At 72.1% G+C, this 24,313-nt stretch carries 23 protein-coding genes and 2 pseudogenes; 16 read left to right on the top strand and 9 right to left on the bottom strand.

Translation table 11 applies throughout. The features are described from left to right. A pseudogene (locus tag ACGF3J_RS38055) lies at positions 1-188 on the bottom strand (hydrolase); the annotation flags it as partial. Between the two features lie 169 nt (positions 189-357). Then, complete coding sequence (locus ACGF3J_RS38050; protein WP_161332303.1) at positions 358-561, bottom strand: hypothetical protein; 204 nt, start codon at positions 559-561, stop codon at positions 358-360. A 166-nt stretch (positions 562-727) separates the two neighbouring features. On the opposite strand from ACGF3J_RS38050, the gene ACGF3J_RS38045 reads away from it, so the two are divergent. Together ACGF3J_RS38045 and ACGF3J_RS38040 are read left to right on the top strand one after the other, a co-directional pair. Continuing rightward, positions 728-1,174 carry a nuclear transport factor 2 family protein gene (locus ACGF3J_RS38045; RefSeq protein ID WP_161332304.1) on the top strand — a complete coding sequence of 149 codons (447 nt, stop codon included), beginning with the start codon at positions 728-730 and terminating at the stop codon, positions 1,172-1,174. Between the two features lie 103 nt (positions 1,175-1,277). Beyond that, positions 1,278-2,081: an inositol monophosphatase family protein gene (locus tag ACGF3J_RS38040; protein WP_161332305.1), complete on the top strand. Its 804-nt coding sequence runs from the start codon at positions 1,278-1,280 to the stop codon at positions 2,079-2,081. Positions 2,082-2,100: 19 nt separating this feature from the next. On the opposite strand, the gene ACGF3J_RS38035 is transcribed toward ACGF3J_RS38040, so the two are convergent. Next, complete coding sequence (locus ACGF3J_RS38035; RefSeq protein ID WP_161332306.1) at positions 2,101-3,114, bottom strand: LacI family DNA-binding transcriptional regulator; 1,014 nt, start codon at positions 3,112-3,114, stop codon at positions 2,101-2,103. A 256-nt stretch (positions 3,115-3,370) separates the two neighbouring features. Here ACGF3J_RS38035 and ACGF3J_RS38030 point away from each other — a divergent pair, with 256 nt between their 5' ends. From ACGF3J_RS38030 to ACGF3J_RS38015, 4 genes are read left to right on the top strand one after another with little or no spacing between them, the layout of a single operon-like run. Beyond that, entirely contained in the window at positions 3,371-4,681 is a 1,311-nt protein-coding gene (locus ACGF3J_RS38030; RefSeq protein WP_161331861.1) for an ABC transporter substrate-binding protein, read from the top strand. Positions 4,682-4,741: 60 nt separating this feature from the next. After that, entirely contained in the window at positions 4,742-5,710 is a 969-nt protein-coding gene (locus ACGF3J_RS38025; RefSeq protein WP_161331862.1) for a carbohydrate ABC transporter permease, read from the top strand. Between the two features lie 12 nt (positions 5,711-5,722). Next, positions 5,723-6,646, top strand: coding sequence for a carbohydrate ABC transporter permease (locus tag ACGF3J_RS38020; RefSeq protein ID WP_393856064.1), 924 nt, complete (start codon positions 5,723-5,725; stop codon positions 6,644-6,646). A 40-nt stretch (positions 6,647-6,686) separates the two neighbouring features. After that, positions 6,687-8,126, top strand: a complete 1,440-nt coding sequence (locus tag ACGF3J_RS38015) for a GH1 family beta-glucosidase (protein WP_161326701.1) — start codon at positions 6,687-6,689, stop codon at positions 8,124-8,126. A 65-nt stretch (positions 8,127-8,191) separates the two neighbouring features. Here the strand turns inward: ACGF3J_RS38015 and ACGF3J_RS38010 are convergent, their stop codons facing one another. Beyond that, positions 8,192-9,388 carry a glycoside hydrolase family 64 protein gene (locus tag ACGF3J_RS38010; protein WP_161328163.1) on the bottom strand — a complete coding sequence of 399 codons (1,197 nt, stop codon included), beginning with the start codon at positions 9,386-9,388 and terminating at the stop codon, positions 8,192-8,194. A gap of 319 nt (positions 9,389-9,707) precedes the next feature. On the opposite strand from ACGF3J_RS38010, the gene ACGF3J_RS38005 reads away from it, so the two are divergent. After that, positions 9,708-10,205 carry a CocE/NonD family hydrolase C-terminal non-catalytic domain-containing protein gene (locus ACGF3J_RS38005; RefSeq protein WP_346346067.1) on the top strand — a complete coding sequence of 166 codons (498 nt, stop codon included), beginning with the start codon at positions 9,708-9,710 and terminating at the stop codon, positions 10,203-10,205. Here the strand turns inward: ACGF3J_RS38005 and ACGF3J_RS38000 are convergent. From ACGF3J_RS38000 to ACGF3J_RS37990, 3 genes are read right to left on the bottom strand one after another with little or no spacing between them, the layout of a single operon-like run. Next, positions 10,124-10,714, bottom strand: a complete 591-nt coding sequence (locus ACGF3J_RS38000) for an NUDIX hydrolase (protein ID WP_161328164.1) — start codon at positions 10,712-10,714, stop codon at positions 10,124-10,126. The genes ACGF3J_RS38005 and ACGF3J_RS38000 overlap by 82 nt on opposite strands. Beyond that, positions 10,711-11,781, bottom strand: coding sequence for a serine hydrolase domain-containing protein (locus tag ACGF3J_RS37995; protein WP_393856063.1), 1,071 nt, complete (start codon positions 11,779-11,781; stop codon positions 10,711-10,713). The genes ACGF3J_RS38000 and ACGF3J_RS37995 overlap by 4 nt, the downstream gene beginning before the upstream one ends. Then, the gene (locus ACGF3J_RS37990; protein ID WP_161328885.1) at positions 11,778-12,614 is read right to left on the bottom strand and encodes an IclR family transcriptional regulator; all 837 of its coding nucleotides are present in this window, start codon (positions 12,612-12,614) and stop codon (positions 11,778-11,780) included. Before ACGF3J_RS37990 ends, ACGF3J_RS37995 begins: the two co-directional genes overlap by 4 nt. Positions 12,615-12,668: 54 nt before the next feature. Between ACGF3J_RS37990 and ACGF3J_RS37985 the strand changes: the two genes are divergently transcribed. From ACGF3J_RS37985 to ACGF3J_RS37965, 5 genes are read left to right on the top strand one after another with little or no spacing between them, the layout of a single operon-like run. Beyond that, the gene (locus ACGF3J_RS37985) at positions 12,669-14,246 is read left to right on the top strand and encodes an ABC transporter substrate-binding protein (protein WP_161328886.1); all 1,578 of its coding nucleotides are present in this window, start codon (positions 12,669-12,671) and stop codon (positions 14,244-14,246) included. Then, positions 14,243-15,235, top strand: coding sequence for an ABC transporter permease (locus tag ACGF3J_RS37980; RefSeq protein ID WP_161328887.1), 993 nt, complete (start codon positions 14,243-14,245; stop codon positions 15,233-15,235). Before ACGF3J_RS37985 ends, ACGF3J_RS37980 begins: the two co-directional genes overlap by 4 nt. Beyond that, the gene (locus tag ACGF3J_RS37975) at positions 15,232-16,146 is read left to right on the top strand and encodes an ABC transporter permease (RefSeq protein WP_393856062.1); all 915 of its coding nucleotides are present in this window, start codon (positions 15,232-15,234) and stop codon (positions 16,144-16,146) included. Before ACGF3J_RS37980 ends, ACGF3J_RS37975 begins: the two co-directional genes overlap by 4 nt. Further along, positions 16,143-16,964, top strand: a complete 822-nt coding sequence (locus ACGF3J_RS37970; protein ID WP_161328889.1) for an ABC transporter ATP-binding protein — start codon at positions 16,143-16,145, stop codon at positions 16,962-16,964. The genes ACGF3J_RS37975 and ACGF3J_RS37970 overlap by 4 nt, the downstream gene beginning before the upstream one ends. Continuing rightward, positions 16,961-17,848, top strand: coding sequence for an ATP-binding cassette domain-containing protein (locus ACGF3J_RS37965; protein WP_161328890.1), 888 nt, complete (start codon positions 16,961-16,963; stop codon positions 17,846-17,848). The genes ACGF3J_RS37970 and ACGF3J_RS37965 overlap by 4 nt, the downstream gene beginning before the upstream one ends. Before the next feature lie 11 nt (positions 17,849-17,859). Here the strand turns inward: ACGF3J_RS37965 and ACGF3J_RS37960 are convergent, their stop codons facing one another. Beyond that, positions 17,860-18,798 (bottom strand): ROK family protein, encoded by a 939-nt coding sequence (locus ACGF3J_RS37960; protein ID WP_161328891.1) that lies wholly within the window; start codon positions 18,796-18,798, stop codon positions 17,860-17,862. 62 nt (positions 18,799-18,860) lie between these two features. On the opposite strand from ACGF3J_RS37960, the gene ACGF3J_RS37955 reads away from it, so the two are divergent. The 4 genes from ACGF3J_RS37955 (at position 18,861) to ACGF3J_RS37940 (ending at position 24,217) form a co-directional block, all read left to right on the top strand. Further along, complete coding sequence (locus ACGF3J_RS37955) at positions 18,861-19,631, top strand: creatininase family protein (protein ID WP_161328892.1); 771 nt, start codon at positions 18,861-18,863, stop codon at positions 19,629-19,631. Positions 19,632-19,656: 25 nt separating this feature from the next. Further along, positions 19,657-20,784: a mandelate racemase/muconate lactonizing enzyme family protein gene (locus ACGF3J_RS37950; protein ID WP_161328893.1), complete on the top strand. Its 1,128-nt coding sequence runs from the start codon at positions 19,657-19,659 to the stop codon at positions 20,782-20,784. Beyond that, positions 20,781-21,188 (top strand): RidA family protein, encoded by a 408-nt coding sequence (locus ACGF3J_RS37945; protein ID WP_161328894.1) that lies wholly within the window; start codon positions 20,781-20,783, stop codon positions 21,186-21,188. Before ACGF3J_RS37950 ends, ACGF3J_RS37945 begins: the two co-directional genes overlap by 4 nt. Positions 21,189-21,292: 104 nt before the next feature. Beyond that, positions 21,293-24,217 carry an FAD-binding and (Fe-S)-binding domain-containing protein gene (locus ACGF3J_RS37940; protein WP_161328895.1) on the top strand — a complete coding sequence of 975 codons (2,925 nt, stop codon included), beginning with the start codon at positions 21,293-21,295 and terminating at the stop codon, positions 24,215-24,217. A gap of 1 nt (position 24,218) precedes the next feature. Here ACGF3J_RS37940 and ACGF3J_RS37935 read toward each other — a convergent pair. Continuing rightward, positions 24,219-24,313, bottom strand: a pseudogene (locus tag ACGF3J_RS37935) (hydrolase); the annotation flags it as partial.

Here is a 24,313-nt window from a genome sequence, read left to right as displayed (position 1 = left end):
GCGCGTTGGGTGACGGCGAGGTCGATGGCGGCGGCGGTGTTCTCGGGTGCCATGCCGGAGGAGCCGCGGTGGGCGATGACGTCGGGGTCGCCGGGCGCGGCGTGTGCGGTGGTCGTCGTCAGGGCCAGAGCCAGACCGCTCAGCACGGCCACCACGGCACCGGCGTGCCTCTTGCTCGCATGCTTCACTGCAACCTCCCGCGTTGGATGACTCCCTGGAGGCTCGCGGAGCACGGTTACGGGAACCCTGCCGATGGCTGGCGCCGCCGGGATCGGCCGGTGGAGCGCGAGGCCGAACCGCTCAATCGCGGCGGAAGGGCGGCGAACGCGCGCATTCGCCGCCCTTCCGGCCGGGACGTCACCCGCCGAGGATGCCCGCGGGCAGCAGCGAACGCGGTGAGGAGGCCGGGTGCCCCACCTCCAGCGTTCCGAGGAGACCGCTCAGCAGCGGAGCACCGGGAACTCCGGCGGACGGGTCGGGCGCGGGGGCGGCCACGGCGGCGGGGGCGGATGCCAGGAGGGCGGCGGCCAGGACGGAGACACAGGCGAGTTTCTTGATCATGCCCGCCCCAACGAACGGTGGCCCAGGGGGGAAACGCCCGCCGTAGGCCGACTGGCCCAGTGCCGTTACCCGAGAGGTAATCGACCGCCCCTCGTTCCGCCCGGCAGGATCGGACACGTCGGCGGGAATCCCCGCCGGACCGGATCACCGCCGCGAGGAGAACACGATGTCCGTCGAGCACACCGCAGCCACCGGGGCGCAGGTCAGCGAGGCCACCCGGAGCGTCGTGAGCGAGTTCCTGGCCGCGCGCGTGGCGGGGGACACCGGGCGGCTGATCGAGCTGTTCGCCGACGAGGTGGACTGGCAGCTCGCCGAGAACCCCGCCGTCCCCTGGATCCGGCCCCGCTCCACGGGTGCGGAATGCGCGGCGCAGTTCACCGAGTTGATGGAACACACCGTGCCCGAGGACGCGCGGGCCTCGGTCGACACCTTCCTCGTCGACGGCACGGACGCCGTGCTGATGGGCCACCTGTCGGGGACCGTACGCGCGACGGGACGGAGCTTCGAGGGCCCCTTCGCCCTGCGCCTGACCGTCGAGGACGGCCGGATCACCCGGCACCACCTCTACGAGAACAGCCTGTCGATCGCCGAGGCGTGCACCCCGGCCGGCTGAGGGCCCGGAGAACCGTCCCGAGGCCTCCCGCAGTAGCGCCCGCCCCGGCCGACGCCACTCGGCGCGCGGCGCCGTCGTGGCCCGCCTCGATAGTCTGCGCGGCGTGATCGACTCATACGAGGGAACCGACGATGCCGCCGTCGCCATAGCGGGCGCGCAGGCCGGCGCGTACGTGGTCCGCAACCTGTACGGCCGACGGCTCAACCGCATCGACAAGGGCGCAGGCGACTTCGCCACCGACGCCGACGTGGAGGCCGAGAAGGCGATCCTCGGCGTGATCCGTGCCCGTCGGCCCGACGACGCGGTGCTCGGAGAGGAGAGTGGGCTGCGGGGTGGCGCCGACGCGGTGCGCCAGTGGCTGGTGGACCCCCTGTGCGGCACCCTGAACTACGCCGTCGGCACCATGCTGGTGGCCGTCAACGTGGCCCTGCGCGGCGGGGCGGCAGCGGTGGCCGACCCGTTCGGCGGCGAGGTCTACTTCACCGACGGGGTCACGGCCCGGGTGCGGCGTGACGGGGCCGACGACGCGCCGCTGACGCCCACGTCCGCGAGCCGGCTGGTGGACGTCAACCTGGATCCGCCGTTTCCGAGTGCGCCCGGCTTCCGGACCGCGGATCTGCTGGCCAACCCCGAGTTCGTCACCCGCTTCCGGCCGCGCGTCGTCTCCACGACCCTCGCACTGGCCTGGGTCGCGGCAGGCAGACGCGCCGCCTACGTCACCGATGGCGGCGACCTGTCGCGGAGCGTGCACTTCGCGGCGGGCATCGCCCTGTGCCGGGCGGCCGGCTGCACCGTCACCGGGATCGACGGCGCCCCGATCGGTGCAGCGGGCGGCCGCGGGCTCGTGGCCGCCGCCGACGCGGAGACCCACGAACTGCTGATGTCGATGACGCGCGGCCGAGGTTAGGGCGACTCGCGCATCACGGTCAGGACGATTCGCGCACCACCAGCTCAGTAGGAAGCGTCAACTGCTGCCGTGGCGCGCCGTGCCGGGTGATACCGGTGAGGATGCGGGCCATGGTCCGTCCCAGCTCCTCCACCGGCTGACGCACCGTCGTGAGCGGTGGGTCCGTGTGCCGGGCGAGGACCGAGTCCTCGAATCCGACCACGGCGACGTCGCCGGGCACCCGCCGCCCGTGCCGGCGGAGTTCGGCCAGGGCGCCGACCGCCATGAGGTCCGAGGCCGCGAAGACGGCGTCCAGGTCGGGGGCGCGTTCAAGAAGCAAACGCATCGCGCGCGCCCCGCCCTCCTCTGTGAAGTCGCCCGCCTCCACCAGGACTTCCGCGGCGGGCGCCCCAGCCTCCAGGTGCGCGTCCCGCCAGCCCGCGAGCCGGCTGCGGCCGACGTCCATGTCCAGCGGCCCGGTGATGGTCGCGATCCGCTCCCGTCCGCCGCTCAGCAGGTGCCGTACCGCCGCGGCGGCCCCGCCGGCGTTGTCCGCGTTCACGTAGCTCAGCCGCTCGCCCGCGTCGCGGCGGCCGGCCAGGACGGTGGGCAGGCCCATCTCCTCCAGCATGCCGGGCAGCCGGTCCTCGGAGTGCACCGAGACCAGGAGGACGCCGTCGACCCGGCGGGCCGCGACCGACTCGGTCAGCTGGTCCCGCTCCGCCTGGTCCCGGACGAGCATCAGCTGGAGCTGCGTCCGGCTCTCGGCCAGAGCGCCGCTGACGCCGCGGATCAGGGCGGCGAAGAACGGTTCCGACCCGAGCCTGCTCTCGGACTCCGGGATCACCAGGGCGACGGCGTCCGTGCGGTTGGTGACGAGCCCGCGGGCCACCGAGTTGGGAACGTAGTTCAGTTCCTTGATCGCCGCGAGGACCCTGGCACGGGCGTCGGCACTGACCAGCTCCGAGCCGTTGACGACGCGGGAGACGGTGGTGCGGCCCACGCCGGCGCGGGCGGCGACCGTTTTGATCGTGGGACGGCGGTTGCCGGTCATGCACTCCCCCCTCGGCGGCCGCGGCGGACGTGCCGGCCGCGGAGGTGACCTGCGGCAATTCTTGCAGACCCGGTCACCGTCGGCGCACCCCCCGGCGGCCGAGAGGCCCCTTCCCGGACAGGGACGGGCAGCGAGTTGCTTTCAAGTCATTGACATATGGGCGCGCTCCCACGAGTCTTCGTTGCGCCGGTGGGAACGTGCCCACCAAAATTGGGCACGTTCCCACCCTGTCTGAGCCGTCGCTAGGAGGAGATCCATGGGCACTCTCGGTTCGTTGCGCGGGAAGGCGGTGGCGGCGGTCGCGGCCGTCGGCGCGCTGGCGCTCGTCGTCGGATGCAGCAGCGGCGACGACTCCGTCACGGGTGGCGGTGAGAAGGACGGCAAGACCGTCATCACCATGGGCCTGTACGGGGTGATGGGCATCAAGGAGACGGGCCTCCTGGAGCAGTACGAGAAGGAGAACCCGGACGTCGACATCAAGGCCGAGATCGCCGGCGACGAGCAGACGTACTACACCGCCCTCCAGACCAGGCTCGCCGCGGGCAAGGGGCTGAAGGACATCCAGGGCATCGAGATCGGCCGGGCCAAGGAGATCACCGAGACCCAGGCGGACAAGTTCGCGGACTTCTCCGGCACTTCGGGCACCGAGCACTTCCTGCCGTGGAAGGAGTCCCAGATCAGTACCGGGGACGGCAAGGTGCTGGGCCTGGGCACGGACATCGGCCCGATGGCCGTCTGCTACCGCAAGGACTACTTCGAGCAGGCGGGCCTGCCCACCGAACGCGAGGAGGTCGCCAAGCTGTGGGAGGGCGACTGGACGAAGTACGTCGAGGTCGGCCGCGACTTCAAGAAGGGCTTCAAGGGTGACGGAGTCGCCTACATGGACGCGGCCAGCGGCCTGTTCAACGCCATGGTCTACGGCTACCCCGAGCAGTACTACGACGACAAGGGCGAGCTGATCTACGACACGAACCCGGCCGTCAAGGAGGCGTGGGGCCTGGCCGCCGACGCGGCGGAGGACGGCCTGACGGCCAAGCTCCGTCAGTTCCAGCCGGGTTGGGACCCCGGCCTGGCCAACGGCACGTTCGCCACGGCGGTCTGCCCGGCGTGGATGCTGAGCCACATCAGCGAGAAGGCCGGCGCGGCGAACAAGGGCAAGTGGGACGTGGCCAAGGCGCCCAAGGGCGCGAACTGGGGCGGGTCCTTCCTCGGCGTGGTCGAGCAGAGCCCGGTGAAGGAGGAGGCGCAGAAGCTCGTCGCCTGGCTGACCGCGCCCGAGCAGCAGGCCCACATCTTCAAGGAGATCGGCAACATCCCCTCCTCGCGCACCGCGCTGGAGAGCGCCGACGTGAAGAACGCCAAGTCCGCCTACTTCAGCGACGCGCCGATCGGGCAGATCTTCGGTGCCGCCGCCCAGGAGATCCCGGACAAGCAGGTCCTCGGCCGAAAGGACGGCACGATCAAGGACACCTTCTCCCAGGGCCTCACCCTGATCGAGCAGCAGGGCACCGCCCGTGACGAGGCGTGGAAGACCACCGCGGAGCGCATCGAGAAGGCGGTCGGCTGACCGTCCGTCCCACCGCCGCCGGGCCCCCGTCACGCGCGGGCCCGGCGCAGGGTCACCCGCATTCGCAACCAGGAAGGAATCCCGGTGGCCACCACCTCCACCACCAAGGCCCCGGCACGGCGCGGCGCGCTCCTGCACCGGCTGGACATCAAGGGCGCCCCGTACGTCTTCGTCGCACCGTTCTTCGTGATCTTCGCCGCGTTCAGCTTCTACCCCCTGATCTACACCTCGTGGATCTCGCTGCACGACGTGGAACTGGCCACCCTCGACGTGATGGAGTGGGTGGCGTTCGACAACTACGTGGAGCTGTGGGGCGACTCCAGGTTCTGGAACGCGCTGCAGAACACCATCACCATCGGCGTGATCTCCACGGTGCCGCAGCTGCTCATGGCGCTCGGCATGGCGCACCTGCTCAACTACCGGATGCGCGCCTCGCTGTTCTTCCGGGTCGCCTCGCTCGTCCCCTACGCCACCTCGGTCGCGGCGGCCGCCCTAGTCTTCACCATGATCTTCGAGCGCGACTTCGGCATGATCAACTGGGCGCTGGGCTCGGTCGGCATCGACCCGGTGGACTGGGAGGCCGACAAGTGGCCCGCCCAGGTCGCGATCTCCACCATCGTGATCTGGCGCTGGACCGGCTACAACGCGCTGCTGTACCTGGCCGCCATGCAGGCCATACCCGCCGACCGGTACGAGGCGGCCTCGCTCGACGGGGCGTCGCGCTGGCAGCAGTTCATCCACGTCACCGTGCCCGGGATCCGCTCCACCATCGTCTTCACCATCGTGCTCTCCACGATCGGCGCCACCCAGCTGTTCGGCGAGCCGCTCATCTTCGGCCAGGGGCCCAACGGGGTCACCGGCGGCGCGGACAACCAGTACCAGACGCTGGGCCTGCTGCTGTACGAGGAGGGCTGGAAGAACTACCAGATGGGCCGCTCGGCGACCGTCGCGTGGGCGATGTTCGTGCTGCTCGTCCTCGTCTTCGTCGCACAGCGCCTGATCAGGCGCCTGCGCTCCCGCACGTCCTGACCTGGAGTCGCCATGACCACACAGAGTCTCCCGGTCCGGGCGGAGCACCCGGACCGCACCCCGTCCGCCCGGACGGGCCGCCCCGGCGGACGCCGGCTGCTGCGCCAGCGCGCCGGGCGCCAGCACCACGCCGGGCCCCTCGCCTACGTCCTGCTCGCCGTCATGGCGGTGCTGTCGATCTTCCCGCTGTACTGGACGATGGTCGCCGCCTCCACCGACAACACGCGGGTCAGCCAGACGCCGCCGCCGTTCCTGCCCGGCCCGAACCTGTTCAGCAACCTCGCCCGCGCCTGGGACGAGGCGGCGATGGGCAAGGCGATGGTCAACAGCCTGATCGTGGCCGGGGTGATCGCCCTGTCCACGGTGATGTTCGCGACCCTCGCCGGGTTCGCCTTCGCCAAACTGCGGTTCAAGGGGCGCAACGCCCTGCTCATGCTGGTGATCGGCACCATGCTGGTGCCGCCGCAGCTGGGCGTCGTACCGCTGTTCATCATGATGGCCGAGCTGGGCTGGTCGCAGCAGCTGCCCGCGGTCATCTTCCCGACCCTGGTCAGCGCGGTCGGCGTCTTCTTCATGCGGCAGTACCTCTCCGAGGCGCTGCCGGACGAACTCGTCGAGGCCGGACGCGTGGACGGCGCGCATTCGCTGCGGATCTTCTGGAGCATCGTGCTGCCGGTCGCCCGGCCCGCGATGGCGGTCCTGTTCATGATCACGTTCGTGCACGCGTGGAACGACTTCTTCTGGCCGTTCGTGGTCCTCGACATGACCAACCCGACGGTGCCCGTCGCGCTCACCCAGCTCAGCGCCGGCTACGTCCGCGACCAGTCGCTGATCATGGCGGGCGCGCTGCTCGGCACGCTGCCGCTGCTGGCCATGTTCATCGTCTTCGGGCGTCAGATCGTCAGCGGCATCATGGCGGGCGCGGTCAAGGGCTGACCCGCCGCCCCGCGAACACCCCCATCTAGAAAGGACTTACGTGGTCACCGCAGCACACCAGACCGGGTCCGGCCCGGACGCCGCCCGTACCTTCCCCAAGGGCTTCCTCTGGGGTTCCGCCACCGCCTCCTACCAGGTCGAGGGGGCCGCGGCGGAGGACGGCCGCACGCCGTCCATCTGGGACACCTACGCGCGCACCCCCGGCCGCGTCCGCAACGGCGACACCGGTGACGTCGCCACCGACCACTACCACCGCAGCGGCGAGGACGTCGCCCTGATGGCCGAACTCGGGCTGGGCGCCTACCGGTTCTCCCTCGCCTGGCCCCGGATCCAGCCCACCGGGCGCGGTCCGGCCGTGCAGAAGGGCCTGGACTTCTACCGGCGACTCGTGGACGACCTCCTGGAGAAGGGCATCGAGCCCGTCGCCACCCTCTACCACTGGGACCTGCCGCAGGAACTGGAGGACGCGGGCGGCTGGCCCGAGCGTGCCACCGCCGAGCGGTTCGCCGAGTACGCGGCCCTCGCCGCGGACGCCCTCGGCGACCGGGTGAAGACCTGGACCACCCTCAACGAACCCTGGTGCAGCGCTTTCCTCGGCTACGGCTCCGGCGTGCACGCCCCCGGCCGCACCGATCCCGTGGCCGCCCTGCGCGCCGCCCACCACCTCAACCTGGGGCACGGCCTGGCCGTCCAGGCGCTGCGCGACCGCGTCCGCGCCGACGCCCGGTGCTCGGTCACCCTCAACATCCACCATGTCCGCCCGCTCACCGGCACCGAGGGGGACGCCGACGCGGTCCGCCGGATCGACGCCCTCGCCAACCGGGTCTTCACCGGCCCCATGCTGCAGGGCGCCTATCCGGAGGACCTGCTCAAGGACACCGCCGAGCTGACCGACTGGTCCTTCGTCCGGGACGGCGACCTGCGGCAGATCCATCAGCCCCTGGACTTCCTCGGCGTCAACTACTACACGCCCACCGTCGTCTCCGAGACCGACGGCAGCGGCGCCCACAGCTCCGACGGACACGGCAACAGCTCCCACAGTCCCTGGCCGGGAGCCGACCGGGTCGCCTTCCACCAGCCGCCCGGCGACCGGACCGCGATGGGCTGGGCCGTCGACCCCACCGGCCTGTACGACCTGCTGCGCCGACTGGCCGCCGACTTCCCGGCGCTGCCGCTGGTCATCACCGAGAACGGCGCCGCGTTCGACGACTACGCCGACCCCGCCGGCCAGGTCAACGACCCCGCCCGGATCGCGTATGTGCGGGGCCATCTCGCCGCCGTCCACCAGGCCATCCTGGACGGCGCGGACGTCCGCGGCTACTTCCTCTGGTCGCTGCTGGACAACTTCGAGTGGGCGCACGGCTACAGCAAGCGCTTCGGGGCCGTCTACGTCGACTACCCGACCGGTACCCGCATCCCGAAGGCGAGCGCCCGCTGGTACTCCGAGGTGGCCCGCACCGGCGTGTTGCCCGGCGCGTGACCGCGTGCCGCCCCCGCCCTGCCGCGTGAGCGGAGGACGGGGGCGGCACGGGTCCGGGTGCCTGGTCAGTTGAGCGGGTCGAGGGTGAGCTGGGCCTGGGCCGGGTTGCCGTCGTGCACCAGCGACTCGTGGTTGCCGACGTCGTCGAAGGCGAAGGCGTACGCCTTCCCGTCCGCCATCCGGTCGTGGATGATCCGGGCGTAGTGGTTGGTGACGGAGTCCTTGTAGAAGTTCGCCGCCGAGGGGTCGGGCTGGTTGGGGTTGCTCAGCAGCGTCGAACGGTTGAACCCGGCGCACAGCGTGCGCGAGATCGGTCCGCGCACCAGGTCGTTGGGGGCGTCCAGGAGCCGGTGGCAGCCGAAGACGCTGGAGGCGTCCGGCTTCTGGAAGCTCGTGACGACTGCGCCCGAGCCGTTGGTGAAGTTCATGACGTTGCCCGAGACCCGCCCGAAGTACTTGGTGTTCGGCTGGTTCCCGAACGGCGTGACGGTGAGCGTGCTCGTCGAGTACTTCTGCCAGACCCGGTTGATGTAGTCGTTCAGCACCGAAGCGGGCAGCGCCCCGGTCTCCAGCCCGTACAGCGGCGACAGAGCCCGCAGCACGGTGCCGTCGGGCCGGGTCTGGATCAGCCCGCCCCAGCCGGACTGCGCCCGCAGCGCGTTGAACACCGCGTTGTAGCCGCCGGCCTTGAGCTTCCCGGCACTGGCCACACTCCCGTCGCCGCGCTGGACGCCGACCGTGTACGGCGCCGAGAACATGTCGACCTGAGTGCTGTTGAGCCAGATCCCGGAGTCGTTGAGCGTGTACTCGGACCAGTTGAAGAGGATGTTGCGGTTGGGATCGCTCGGGTTCTGCACCGCCGGCTGCACCAGACCGCCCGTGGTCAGCCGGAAGTCGAGCTTCTGGCCGTACGAGAAGTAGATGCGTCCCGACAGCTTGGGGATCCGGATCGTCTTGGTCTGTCCGGCGGCCGGTCCGGGAATGGACGCGTCCGGTGCGGGGGTGGGCGGATTGCCGCCGGCGGGCCAGGCGTGGAAGGTGCCGTTGGCATCGGCCCAGCCCTGCTGACCGGTCGTCAGCGAGGTGCCGAGGTTGTAGATGTGCACGGCGTCGCCGCGGCTGGAGTTGTTGGTGATCTTCAGGGGGATGGTGGCGGGCACCGCGGCGTCCGCGGGCGGTGAGGCGCCGAACGTGAGCAGGGCGCCGGCCAGGCCCGCTGCCGTGGCCACGGCGAGCAGACGGCGTCTGAGTCTTGAGAACACTCTCCACCTCCGTGCGGGTGTGGGGGAATTGGTCCGTACCGATTCTGAGAGCGCTCTCAGCGTTGCGCCGGGACGCGTACATGTCAATGCGCGGGGCGGGATGCCGCGAAGTCGCACGGCTCGGTGGGGAGGGGGTGCGGCGGGCGCCGGCCGTAGAGAACCCGGTGCCCTGTGGGGGATTGCGCGGCTCCGTACAAGAGGGCGGCCCCGCTGCCCTCGTGGCTATTCGGCGAGCGCCGATTCCGGGCTGCCGTCGTGTCGCGGGGGTACCGGGACGGACTCCCCGCCCATGGTGGTGCGGTGGACAGGGAGTCCGGTCGTGCCGATTGCGGTCGGTACCCCGGCGACGGCGGCCGCGACCCCGCACACCCAGGAGGTGCCGCATGGCCGGGAGGAACCATCGAGAAGAGGTTCCCCGGGCTCCTCGCGCTCCTGGGAGCAGGGCCCCCGGCCGATACCGCTCCTCGCTGAGGACAACAAGGCTTCGCACCGCGAGCTGGACGAGGCGCGTACCACCGAGGGCGACCCGCGCCACCCGCACACCCGCGCGGTGCCGGTGGAGCCCGGGAGGATCGAGGAGTACGTGCTGCGGATCCACCCGTTCGCGGCGACGTTCCTGCCGGGCCACAAGCTGGTCGTGGAGCTGTCCAACGACGAACCGATGGCCGACGAGCACAACGCGCTGCTGCCGCCGGACGCCTACTTGCCGGTGGGCCGCCCCGTCACCCACAAGATCTACCGTGACGCCGCGCACCCGTCCCGCCTGGTGCTGCCGTTCACGACGGTCCGGGCGGACGGGGAGCCGGCCAGCGGGTAGTGGCGCACCCCGGCGCCGCCCCGGTGTTCCGCCTCGGGCCACAGGCAGTCCAGTACCGAGGCAGACGGGGCGAAGAGGGCGGACGGGACCGCGTCCCGGGCGAACCACTCCCAGCGCTGGATCTTGTCGGGTTCGGTGACCCGGGGCGTGCCCGAGGCCCGCTCGGTGACGGCCGCCGCCGTCACCCGGGTCAGTCCGGCCAGGCCGTCGACGAACACGGCCAGGACCCGGACGTCCTGGGCGGCGACCGTGAGTGCGGTCTCCTCCGCCAGTTCCCGGGCGGCGGTCGTCTCGAAGTCCTCGCCGGGGTCCACCTTGCCGCCGGGCAGTTCCCAGCGTCCGTCATGGCCGAGGCCGAGCAGGACCCGTCCGGTGGGGTCGAGGACGGCGAGACCGACTCCGGTGAGGCTGTGCGAGGCGGGGCGCGCGCGTTCGGGGCGCTCGGCGCCGGGCGCGGGTGCGTGTCCGGGGTGCGGCTTCGGCTCGGGCTCGGGCTCGGCAGGGTTCATCCGGCCATTCCACACGGTGGGGCCGGCCTCGCGCCATCGCGGGGCAGTCCGGCGGCCGCGTCGTGGAACGCCCGGCGCAGGGCGACGATCCCGTCCCCGGCCCTGGTGGGGTGCACCCGGTTGGTGAGCAGCACGGCATAGCGCCCCGTGTCCGGGTCGACCCAGAGGCTGGTGCCGGTGAAGCCCGTGTGGCCGTACGAGGCGGGTCCGAACACGTCTCCGGCGGGGGAGCCGACGGGATCGCGGCCCTGCCAGGCGAGAGCCCGGCGCAGCGGCAAGTGGTCGGTGTGGCCCGCCGTCATGACGGCGAACGTGTCGGGGCGCAGGAGCCCCCGGCCACCGTCGGCCAGTGCGGTGCCGAGGCGTTCCATGTCCGCCAGGGTGGAGAACAGGCCCGCGTGGCCGCCGACGCCGCCGAGCACCACCGCGTTCTCGTCGTGGACCTCGCCCACCACGGTGCGCCCGCGCCAGGGGCAGTCCTCGGTGGCGACCGCCCGCGCCCGCCGCCCGGCGTCCGGCCGGAACACGGTGTCCCGCATCCCGGCCGGCGCGCACACCAGCTCCTCCACCAGCGCGTCCAGCGGCCGGCCCGTCGCCGCCTCGGCGATCAGACCCAGGATGATGAAGCCCTGCGAGGAGTACTGGACCCGGGTGCCGGGCTCCGCGGTCAGCGGCAGCAGCCGTACCGCCTCCAGCAGGGACGCACGGGTGGGATGGTCGCGGTAGAGCGGCACCTGGCCGGGGATCCCCGAGGTGTGCGCCAGAAGTTGACGTACCGTCAGGTCGGCCTTGTCGCCCCCTCGGTAGTCGGGCAGATACGTACCCACCGTCGCGTCGAGCCCCAGCGCACCGCGTTCGGCCAGCGCCATGACGGCGAGCCCCGCGATCGGTTTCGTCACCGACGCGAGGTCCCACAGGTCGTCGCCGTCCAGCGGCGGCCCGTCCCAGGACCGGGTGCCGGTCCAGCCGCGGTCCAGCGGGCCCTCCGGATCCCCCACGGACCAGGCGGCGCCCGAGAACACCCGTCGTTCCCGGCCCGCGGCGAGCAGTTCGGCCAGGGCGCTCACGACCGCTCACCCCGCGAGGCGTCGTCCACCACGCCGAGGACCGGCGTACGCGCGCCGAGCCCGGCCGACACCGTGCGCGCCGCGGCCCGCACCATCGGCCCGAACACCTCCACGCTGTCGGGGTCCAGGGTGAAGGTCAGGCCCAGGATGCCGATCGCGCCCACGGCCCTGCCCTCCGCGTCCAGGACGGGGGCCGCCACCGAGCGCACGTCCGGCTCGTCGTACTCGTCGTCCACGGCGTACCCGCACAGCGCCGCCCGCGCCAGCACCGCCCGGACGGCAGCGGGCTCGGTGGGCGTGCCGGGTGTGCGGGCCTCCAGGTCGCCCACGTCCAGCACGGCGTCGACCTCCTCCGGAGGCAGGGCCGAGAGCATGGCGAGCCCCACACCGCACGCGTACAGCGGGGAGCGCCGGCCGGGCGCCGTGCTCATCCGGTACTCCCGGGCCGGCTCGGACCCCTCCAGGTACACCGCGTCGGCCGCGTGCCGCACCGCGTAGAACGCCACGTGTCCGGTGCGCCGCCGAAGGTCGGCGAGGACGGGCCGGGTGAGTTCGAGGACGCGGCTGTCGTTCAGGGCCGCCGCGGCCAGGCCCAGCAGGCGCGGGCCCGGGCGGTAGCTGCCGTTCTCCGCCGCCTCCGCGAAGCCGTACTCCGCCATCGTCCGCAGGTGCCGGTGGACGGTGGGCTTGGTCAGTCCCGTGCGGCGCGCGATCTCACCCAACCGGTGGGGACCGCCGGGCTGCACGAGCGCGTCGAGGACCTCCATCGCCTTGTCGACGGGGCCCTTCACGAGTTCCTGATCGACCGACCGGGTGTTGACCGCTTTCACCATGTCGCTTAGCTTAACCCAACCGCATTCCATCTGACGGAACGGAGGTGTTGTTCAATGGAACGAATTCATCAGGGGCGCACGATGGACCGCAGCCGTCCCACCCGACGTCACGTCCTGCGGACCGGCGGTCTGCTCCTCGGAGCCCTCGGCGCCCCGGCGCTCCTGACCGCGTGCGGCACGACGGCCGCCGCGGACCGGGCCGGCAACGTGCTGCGGGTCTCCCAGCCCGGGGACCCCAAGACGCTGGACCCGCAGAAGCAGGGCGACATGGTGTCGATGAACGTCCTGATCAACATGTTCGACACGCTCACCACCCGGGGCCGGGACAACCGGCTGCACCCCAGGCTCGCCCTCTCCTGGAAGGCCACCGACGCGCGCACCTGGCGCTTCACCCTCCGACCCGGCGTGACCTTCCACAACGGTGAGGCGTGCGACGCGCGGGCCGTCGCCTTCAGCATCGAGCGGCTGCTCGACCCCGCCACCAAGTCCCCGATCGTCGAACTGCGCTTCGTCAAGGGCGTCACCGTGGTCGACCGCCTCACCGTGGACTTCCACACCACCGTGCACGACCCGATCCTGCCCGCGAAGCTCTCCCTCTTCGGCGGCGTGGTCGTGCCGCCCCGCCACCTGGCCGAGGTGGGCGACGCCGAGTTCGCCGACCACCCCGTCGGCACCGGCCCCTTCACCTACGTCAGCTGGCAGCGCGACCACGAACTGCGCATGCGGGCCTACGCCGACCACTGGAACGGGCGGCCCGCCGTCGACGGCCTCGTCTTCAGTCCCGCGCCGAACGCCTCCTCCTCCCTGGCCGCGCTCCAGAGCGGAGGCGTCGACCTCGTCGCCGGACTCACCCCGGACGCCGCCCAGCAGTTGGAGGGCTACGGCGGCGTCTCGCTGGACGGCCACACCGGGATCCGCACCGCCTACCTGTCCCTGAACACCCTGGAACGCGGCCCGCTCCAGGACCGCCGGGTCCGCCAGGCCCTCAACCACGCCATCGACGTACCCCTGCTGATCAAGGCGGTACTGGGCGGCAAGGCGACCGAGACACCCGCCCTCGTCCCACGCGGCGCCTTCGGCTTCGACCCCACCGTCAAGCCGTTCGAGCGGTCCGTCGAGACCGCGCGCGCCCTGCTCGCCGACGCCGGCCACCCGCGCGGCTTCGCCACGACGATCACCGCCTCCAACGTCGACGCCAACGTCGCCGAGGCCCTGTCCGGACTGCTGGCCAAGGCAGGGGTGGACGCACGCGTCAACCTCCTCGACCCCGGCACCTACTCGGCCCGGCTCACCTCCGACAACCGGGGAGCGCTCGGCCCGATCTACCTCGCGGCGAGCACCGTGTGGACGATGGACGGCGCGAGCATCGTCCAGTCCAACGTGCGCAGCGACCGGCGCCAGAGCCGCTGGCACTCCGAGGAGGCCGACCGCCTCATCGACCTCGAGGAACTCTCCGAGGACCCCGCCGAACGCGAACGGGCCTTCTCCGACCTGCAACGGCTGATGCGCCAGGAGGCGCCCTTCGTCTTCCTCTACCAGATCGACAACATCTTCGCCCGCAACGATCGCCCCCGCTGGACTCCCGGCTCCGCGGGCGTCCTCGCCATGGAGAGCGCGGAGGTGTCCCGATGAGCGCCCTCACCCTCGACGAACCACCCACCCCCGCGGCGACGCAACCCCGCCGCCCGGACCGGACCGGGCTGCTGCGCACGGTGCTCAGGCGCCTGGCCACCGCGCTGTTCGTCCTGCTGTGCACCGCGACGGTCTCCTTCTTCCTGGTACGGCTCTCCGGCGACCCCGTGAAGATCCTGCTGCCGCCCGACGCCACCGCTGAGCAGGAGAACGTGCTGCGCGCCTCCCTCGGCCTGGACCAGCCGCTGTTCGCGCAGTACCTCGACTACCTCTGGGGACTGCTCCGCCTCGACTTCGGCGACTCCCTGGTCTACGGCCAGCCCGTGAGCGAGATCCTCGCCGACCGGCTGCCCGCCACCATCGAACTGGCCGCCGCCGCCCTCGCGGTGACCCTCGTCGTCGCCGTCCCGGCGGGCATCTTCGCCGCCATGCGCCGCGGGCGCGGCTCCGACCACACCGTGATGACCGGTGTCCTGCTGGGCCAGTCCACCCCGCCGTTCTGGGTCGGCATCCTGCTCATCCTGGTCTTCGCCGTCTGGCTGCGCGCCCTGCCCGCCTCCGGCTACGGCACCTTCGCCAACCTCGTCCTGCCGGCCGTCACCCTCGCCGTCTACTCCGTCGCCGTCGTCGCGCGCCTGCTGCGCTCGTCGCTGATCGACGTCCTGTCCTCCGACCACATCCGCAGCGCCCGCGCCAAGGGCTTCGGCCCCCTGAAGGTGGTGCTCAGGCACGGACTGCGCAACGCCTCGCTGCCGGTGGTGACCGTCGTCGGCCTGGAGGTCGGCAACCTGCTCGGCGGGGCGATCCTCACCGAACGGGTCTTCTCCTGGCCCGGAGTCGGCCAGCTGACCGTCGAGGCGATCTCCAACCGCGACTTCCCGCTCGTCCAGGCCACCGTCCTGTTCTTCGCCGCCACCTTCGTCGTGGTGAACCTGCTCGTCGACCTCTCCTACAGCTTCCTCGACCCGAGGGTGAGGACGTCACGATGACCGTCATGTCACCGGCCGCCACCGACCGGACCCCGGCCGATCCACCGTCCGGCGGCTCGGGCTCCGCCGTCCTGCGGGCCCTGCTGCGCAACAAGCTCGCCGTCGCGGCCCTGGCCGTACTGACGCTGCTGCTGCTCGCCGCCCTGTTCGCACCCCTGATCGCCCCCTACGACCCCAACGCGCAGAACCTCCTCCTCAGGCTGCGGCCTCCCGCCTGGCAGGACGGCGGCAGAGGCGCCCACCTCCTGGGCACCGACCAGCTCGGGCGCGACATGCTCTCCCGTGTCATCTACGGTGCCCGGGTCTCCCTGCTCGTCGGCGCCGGCGCGGCGCTCCTCGCCGGAGTCATCGGCACCGTCGTGGGACTGTCCTCCGGGTACTTCGGCGGCTGGGCCGACCGCACCCTCATGCGGCTCGCCGACGTGCAGCTCGCCTTCCCGTCGCTGCTGCTGGCCCTCGCCATCGTCGGCTTCCTCGGCTCGGGCCTGTGGTACGTGATCCTGGTGCTCGGCTTCACCGGCTGGGTCTCCTACGCCCGCGTCGTGCGCTCCGAGGTGATGTCCCTGCGCACCCGCGACTTCGTCACCGAGGCCCGCGCCATCGGCGTCACCGACGTCACCATCATGCGCCGCCACCTGCTGCCCAACGTGATGGCCCCGCTGGCCACCATCGGCACCCTGCACGTCGCCGCCGCCATCGTCGCCGAGGCATCCCTGAGCTATCTCGGCCTGGGCGTGCCCAAGGAGACGGTCACCTGGGGCGGCATGCTCTCCGACGGCCAGCTCTACCTGGGCACCTCCTGGTGGGTCGCCGTCTTCCCCGGCATCGCGCTGATGCTCACCTCCCTCGCCATCAACATCACCGGCGACGCCCTCAGGGACGTCGCGGACCCGAAGGCCTACCGCCGATGACCCTCGACCGACCGACCACACCACCGCCGCTGCTGGAGATAGCCGGCCTCAGCGTCGACTTCCGCCTGGAGACCTCCGTCGTCCACGCCGTCCAGGACGTCTCCCTGCACGTACACGCCGGTGAAACCCTCGCCGTCGTGGGGGAGTCGGGCAGCGGCAAGAGCGCCACCGCACTCTCCGTGCTGCGCCTCAACCCGAGCCCGCCGTGCGTCTACGCGAGCGGCGAGATCCGCTTCGACGGACGCGACCTGCTGCAACTCTCCGAAAAGGACCTCGGACGGGTCCGCGGCCGCGACATCGCCATGGTCTTCCAGGACCCGATGACCTGCCTCGACCCCCTCCAGCGGGTCGGCGCCCAGGTCGCCGAGGTACTCGGGCACCACACCGGCATGTCCCGCGCCGAGGCGAAGGAGGCCGCGCTGGCCGCCCTGGACGAGGTCGGCATCCCCGACCCGGCGCTGCGCTACCGCCAGTACCCGCACGAACTCTCCGGAGGCCTGCGTCAGCGCGTGATGATCGCGACGGCGCTGGTCGCGCGGCCCCGCGTACTCATCGCCGACGAGCCGACCACGGCCCTGGACGTCACCGTGCAGCGCCAGATCCTCGACCTGCTCGTCACTCTCCAGCACAAGCACGACATGGCCGTCGTGCTGATCACCCACGACCTCGCCGTCGTCGCGGAGACCGCCGACCGCGTCGTGGTCATGAACAAGGGCCGCGTCGTCGAGACCGGCGGCGTCCTCGACGTCTTCGACCGTCCGGCCGACGACTACACCCGCAAGCTGCTGGCGGCCACCCCGCGACTGGAGGCGGCATGACCACGGAAGCCACCGAAGCCACCGGACCGACACCCGCGGCCGCCAAGGTCCTCCTCGAACTCGTCGGACTGCGCAAGGAGTTCGGTACGCGCGGCACGACCACCGCCGTCGACGACGTGTCGCTCGAAGTCCACGAGGGCGAGACCCTCGCCCTCGTCGGCGAATCCGGCTGCGGCAAGACCACCCTGACCCGGCTGCTGCTGCGGCTCCTCGAACCCACCGCCGGCAGCGTCCGCTTCGACGGACAGGACCTCGCCGCCCTCTCCGCGCCCGAACTGCGCGCCGTACGACGGCAGATGCAGGTCGTCCTCCAGGACCCCTACTCCAGCATGAACCCGCGCATGCGCATCACGGACATCGTCGCCGAACCCCTCGTCACCCACGACCCCGAGGCGCGCGGACGGCGCGCTCGGCCCCGTAACCGCGAACGCGTCGGTGAACTCCTGGAGGCGGTGGGACTGGACGCCGGTATCCAGGACCGCTACCCGCACGAGTTCTCCGGCGGACAGCGTCAGCGCGTCTCGATAGCACGGGCCCTGGCCCTGCGCCCCCGCCTCCTCGTCCTGGACGAGCCGACCAGCGCCCTGGACGTCTCCGTGCAGGCGACGGTCCTCGACCTGCTGGCCGACCTCCAGCAACGGCTCGGGCTGACCTATGTGTTCGTCTCCCACAACCTCGCCGTCGTCGGACAGGTCGCCGACCGGGTCGCCGTGATGCGCCGGGGGCGCCTGGTCGAGGTCGGCGGCACGGCGGAGGTACTGCGCTCACCGCGACACCCCTACACGCGGCAGCTGCTGGACGCCGTACCCGTCCTCGACCCGCGCAGGGGGCGCCGCGCGGCACAGCGCGCCGCCGCCTCGCCGACGGCCGAGGCGAGCCGATGACCCGCACTGCCCTACAAGTGCGACAGCACCAGACCCGCACCGCCGAGCAGCGCGACGTCGTCGACGGCGGCGGTTCCCACCAGCACCCGGGGCTGCTCGGCCTCGGTGAAGGCGACGGCCTCGCGCAGCCGCTCCTCCACCACGGTCCGGAAGCGCTCACCGCCCTCACGCGCCTCACCGTGCAGGATGAAGAGACCGGGCGCGAACAACTGCTGCACGTTCACCAGACCCAGCGCGAGGTTGTGCGCGTACTCCTCCACCACCCGTCCGGCGAGCGCGTCCCCGCTGTTCACCAGTGCCTCCAGCGACACCGCCGGGCCGAGGCCGGCATCCAGCGCCCGGGCGCGCAGCCAGCCGGTCGTGGCCACCGTCTTCCAGCAGCCCCTGCTGCCGCACGTGCAGCGGTCACCGCTGGCCGACACGGTCATGTGCGCGCCGCTGCGCCCGCCGGGCGGGGCCATCACCTCGCCGTCGTACAGGACACCGACCCCGAGCACCTCGCCCGTCGACACCGAGGCGAACGTACGCCGCCCGCGGCCCGCGCCGAACCAGCGGTCGCCGAGCACCTGGAGGCGCGCCCGGTGCTCCACCCGCACCCCGGCGCCGGTGAGCGCGCCGAGCCGCTCCGTCACCGGATAGCCGTGCAGGGCGGGCACGTCGTTCACCTCGAGGATCAGCCCCGCGCGGGGGTCCACCAGCCCCGCCGCGGCCACGCCGATGCCCTGGAGGTCGTGCGCGGCGAAGACACCGGCCGCCTCCTCCAGCGCCGCGTCGATGTCCGCGGGCGTCGCGCGGGCCGCGTCGTACGAGGCCTCGGCGCGGTCCAGGACCCGGCCCGCCACGGACAGCACGGCCGCCCTGACCCGGCCGGGCACCAGCTCGACGGCGCCCAGCCGTCGCGGAGCGGGTGGCGCGGCCGGTCGCGGCACGGCCGCGGGGACCAGTCGCAACGGAGAACTTTTGTGGACCATGCGCCGACTCTGCCACGGCCCCGTTTCGGAGAGGTAGCACCGTGAGCCAATCGAGACTGACCGAACTCACCTGGCGCGAGGTCCGCGGGGCCGGTGAGCGGGGCATCGCCCTGCTGCCCATCGGCTCGCAGGAGCAGCATGCCGGGCACCTGCCCATGGGCACCGACACCCTTCTGGTCGAGGAGGTCGTCGACCGGGCGCTGGACCTCCTCTCCCGGGAGGAGGCCGCACCCGAGGTCGTACGCCTGCCGGCGCTGCCCTTCGGCCACAGCCCGCACCATCTGTTCGCCGCCGCCGTCTCGCTCTCCGCGGCCACCCTGGGCGCGGTCCTCGACGACGTCCTCGACTCGCTCGTGACCAGCGGACACCACCGGGTGCTGGTCGTGAACGGCCACGGCGGCAACGACGAGATCATGCGGCTCGCCGTGAAGCGGTTCGCGCTGCGCGCCCGGGTGACCGTCGCCGCCTGCTCGTACTGGACCCTCACCGCGGGCGAGGACGAGGCGGGGCGGCCGGACGTCACGCCGGGGCACGCCGGATGGTTCGAGACCTCACTGATGCTCGCCGCCCACCCCCGTCTGGTGCGCACACCCGTGCCCGCCCGCGCCCCGGTGGAACCGCCGCCCCTGTTCGACAACCCGCCGCACCCCGGCCTGACCGTGGAGCGCCACGGCGAGTGGGAGCGGGTCGACGGCGCCACGGACGACGCGTCCGGCGCCGACGTCGTCCGGGGCGGCCTGCTGCTGGACGACCGGGCGCGCGGCCTCGCCGACGCGATCCGGGCGTTCGACACGGCGAGCCGGCCGTCCTGAAGAAGCGATGCGACAAGGAGAAGCAATGAAGATCACTGACGTGGACGTGTGGGTCGTCAACCTCCCGCTGGTCAACCCCTTCACGAGTTCGTTCGAGACCAAGACCGGTGAGACCCGCACCGTCGTCCGCATCCGCACCGACGACGGCGTCGAGGGCTGGGGCGAGACGATGTGGGGCGCCCCGGTCGCCGCGATCGTCCGGCAACTGGCCCCCGACCTGATCGGGACCAGCCCCTTCGCCCTGGAGAGCTTCCACCGCAAGCAGCACATGGTGCCGTTCTTCTACGGCTACCTCGGCTACGCGGCGATCGCCGCCGTCGACGTCGCCTGCTGGGACGCGATGGGCAAGGCGACCGGCCAGTCCCTCACCGACCTGCTGGGCGGCCCCGTGCGGGACGAAGTCCCGATCACCGCGCTCATCACCCGCGCCGACGCGCCGGGCGCCACGCCGGCGGACCTGCCCGAGGCCCTGGCGGAGCACACCGTGCGCGTCGTCGCCGAGGGCGGCTTCGACGCCGTCAAGCTCAAGGGCACCAAGGACTGCGCGGGCGACGTCGCCATCCTGCGCGCGGTCCGCGAGGCGCTGCCCGGGGTGAACCTGCGCGTCGACCCCAACGCCGCCTGGTCCGTCCCCGACTCGGTGCGCGCCGGGATCGCGCTGGAGGAACTCGACCTGGAGTACCTGGAGGACCCGTGCGTCGGCATCGAGGGCATGAGCCAGGTGAAGGCGAAGGTCCGTATCCCGCTGTGCACCAACATGTGCGTCGTCCGCTTCGAGGACTTCGCGCCCGCCATGCGGCTGAACGCCGTGGACGTCATCCACGGTGACGTCTACAAGTGGGGCGGCATCGCCGCGACCAAGGCGCTCGCCGCGCACTGCGAGACCTTCGGCCTCGGCATGAACCTGCACAGCGGCGGGGAACTCGGCATCGCCACGGCCGCGCACCTGGCCGTCGTGTCGAGCACACCCGTCCTCTCCCGGGCCATCGACAGCATGTACTACCTGCACGCGGACGACATCATCGAGCCGCTGCACCTGGAGAACGGCAGGCTGCGGGTGCCGTCCGGCCCGGGCCTTGGCGTGCGGGTGGACGAGGACAAGCTCCGCCACTACGCCGGGGTCAACGAGCGGGACGGAGACCTCACCGGATGAGCGGGCGGACCGGAAAGCGAGCCGTGCGCACCACCGGGGCTCCCCGGCCGGCGGGCGCGTACGCGCAGGGCGTGGTGGCGGGCGGACTCCTGTTCACGGCCGGGTTCGGCCCGCAGGACCCGGCCACCGGCGAGGTGCCCGAAGGCGTCGGCGCGCAGACCGCACAGGTGCTGCGCAACGTCAGCGCGGTCCTCGCCGAGGAGGGGCTCTCCCTGCGGGACGTCGTGAAGGTGACCACGCACCTGCAACACCTCAAGCGGGACTTCGCCGCGTACGACGCCGCCTACCGCGAGTTCTTCGACGAGCCGTGCCCGGTGCGCACCACCGTCGGGTCGGACCTCATGGACATCCTCGTGGAGATCGACGTGGTGGCCGTCCTGCCCGGCCCTCCCACGCCCGGGTGACCACCCTTCCGCGCTCGCGTGCCCCGGCGCACCCCGGGGCACGCGAGCCCTTCGCAGTCGTACGCTGATCAGCACCGAACGAGACCGTGTGGGAGACGAACGTCATGCCCCTGCTGGAGCCCAAGCCGGACAGCCTCCGCCCGGGAACGGCCCGCGCCGCCGCGGCCGACCGGGTCCCCGACCGAGGCGCCTCGGGCACGCCCGAGCGGCTCCGCGCCGAGCTGACCGCACTCCTCGGTCCGGAGAAGGTCCGCTGGAAGGTCTCCGACCTGGTCAAGTACGCCTCCGACGCCAGCCCCTACCGGTTCGTCCCGCAGGTCGTCGTCCTGCCCGAGACCACCGAGGACATCTCCGCGATCATGGGGTACGCGCGCTCCCACGGCCGCGACCTCGTCTTCCGCGCCGCCGGCACCAGCCTGAACGGCCAGGCCCAGGGCGAGGACATCCTCGTCGACGTCCGCCGCCACTTCACCGGCGTGCAGGTCCTGGACGACGGCGCGCGGGCCCGCATCCGGCCGGGCACCACCGTCATGCGGGCCAACGCGACCCTCGCCCGGTACGGCAGGGTCCTGGGCCCCGACCCGGCCAGCGCCATCGCCTGCACCGTCGGCGGGGTCGTCGCCAACAACGCCTCCGGCATGACCGCGGGCACCACCCGCAACTCGTACCGCACCCTCGCCTCGCTGACCTTCGTGCTGCCGAGCGGCACCGTCGTCGACACGGCCGCCCCGGACGCGGACGAGGAGCTGGCCCGCGCCGAGCCGGACCTGTGCGCGGGTCTGCTGGCCCTCAAGGCGGAGATCGAGACGGACGCGGCGCTCACCGACCGCATCCGGGCCAAGTACGAGATCAAGAACACCAACGGCTACCGGCTCGACGCCTTCCTCGACGGCACCACGCCCGTGGAGATCCTGCGCGGTCTGATGGTCGGCTCCCAGGGCACCTTCGGGTTCATCTCCGACGTCGTCTTCGACACCCTGCCGCTGGACCGCCGCGTCACCAGCGGCCTGCTCTTCTTCCCCTCGCTGACCGCCGCGGCGGCGGCCGTGCCCCTCTTCAACGAGGCCGGGGCCCTGGCCGTCGAGCTGATGGACGGCAACACCCTGCGCGCCTCGGTCAGCGTGCGGGGCGTGCCGGCGGACTGGGCGGGACTGCCGCGCGAGACCGCCGCGCTGCTGGTGGAGTTCCGGGCACCGGACGAGGCGGGCCAGGAGGCGTACGAACGGGCGGCGGCCGACGTCCTGGAACGGCTCAGCCTCGTCGCGCCCGTCCCCTCCGTGACCAACGAGTTCACCCGCGACGCCAAGGTCATCTCGGGGTACTGGAAGGCCCGCAAGGCGTTCGTCACCGCGGTCGGCGGCTCCCGGCCGGCGGGCACCACGCTGATCACGGAGGACTTCGCGGTACCGCCGTCCCGGCTGGCCGACGCCTGCGAGGCCCTGCTCCGGCTCCAGGCCGGCCACGGTTTCGACGCGGCCGTCGCCGGTCACGCCGCCCACGGCAACCTGCACTTCCTGCTCGCCTTCGACGCGTCGAAGGCGTCCGACGTCGACCGGTACGCCGCCTTCATGGACGAGTTCTGCCGGATGACCGTGGAGCGCTTCGACGGGTCGCTGAAGGCCGAGCACGCCACCGGACGCAACATCGCCCCGTTCCTGGAGCTGGAGTGGGGCCCGAGGGCGACCGAGCTGATGTGGCGCACGAAGCAACTCGTCGACCCCGACGGCGTCCTGGCACCCCGGATCGTCCTGGACCGGGACCCCAGGGCCCACCTGCGCGGTCTCAAGACGATCCCCGGCATCGAAGCCGTCGCCGACCCCTGCATCGAGTGCGGTTTCTGCGAACCCACCTGCCCCAGCCACGACCTGACGACCACGCCACGCCAGCGGATCGTGCTGCGCCGGGAGATGATGCGCCAGCCGGACGGCTCACCGGTGGAGGAGCAGCTCCTCGCCTCCTACGGCTACGACGCCGTCGACACCTGCGCGGGCGACTCCACCTGCCGGATCGCCTGCCCCGTCGGCATCGACACCGGCGCCATGATGAAGGACTTCCGCCACCAGCGGCACTCCCCGCGCGAGGAGCGGATCGCCGCGCTCACCGCGAGGCGGTTCAAGGCCGTCGAGGCGTCGGCGCGCCTGGCGGTGGGCGCGGCCGACCGGATCGCCGACCGGCTGCTGACGGCCGCCACCGGCCTCGCCCGCAAGGCCGTGCGCCCCGACCTGGTGCCCGAATGGCTGCCGGAGATCCCCGGCGCCGCCACCCGCGCCGTGCCCCGCACCGTGAAGGCGGACGCGCGGGCCGTCTACTACCCGGCCTGCGTCAACCGCATCTTCGGCGGCGCCGGAAGCGACGACACGCCCTCGCTCCAGCAGGCCGTGGTCGACGTCTCGGCCCGCGCCGGCAAACCGGTCTGGATCCCGGACGACGTCGCCGGCACCTGCTGCTCGACGATCTGGCACTCCAAGGGCTACGAGGACGCCAACGCCGTGATGGCCAACCGCGTCGTCGAGGCCGCCTGGGCCTGGACCGACGGCGGAAAGCTCCCGCTGGTCGTCGACGCCTCATCCTGCACCCTGGGCATCGCCGACGAGGTCGTCCCCTACCTCACCGAGGCCAACCGCGAACTGCACCGGCACCTCACGGTGGTCGACTCCGTCGTCTGGGCCGCCGAGGAGCTCCTGCCCGGGCTCACGATCCGGCGCACCGCCCGCTCGGCGGTACTGCACCCCACCTGCTCGATGCAGCACCTCGGCGACGTCGGTCAACTGCGCGAGGTCGCCGAGGCGGTCGCCGACGAGGTCGTCGTGCCCGACGACGCCGGATGCTGCGCCTTCGCCGGTGACCGGGGCATGCTGCACAAGGAGCTGACGGCGTCCGCGACGGAGAAGGAGGCCGCCGAGGTCACCTCGCGCGCCTACGACGCCCACCTGTCCGCCAACCGGATGTGCGAGATCGGCATGGACCGGGCGACGGGACGCGCCTACCACTCCGTCCTGATCGAACTCGACCGGGCGACCCGGCCCTGACTCAGCGCTGGGTGAGGGTCTGGGGGTAGTCGGTGATGATGCCGTCGACGCCGAGGCCGGTCATTTTGCGGATGGCGCCGGGTTCGTCGACGGTCC

The organism is Streptomyces sp. NPDC048171 (assembly GCF_043202655.1).
Classification (GTDB): domain Bacteria; phylum Actinomycetota; class Actinomycetes; order Streptomycetales; family Streptomycetaceae; genus Streptomyces.
The sequence above is the reverse complement of the archived record's forward strand: the minus strand, read 5'-3'. Positions and strand labels throughout refer to the sequence as shown.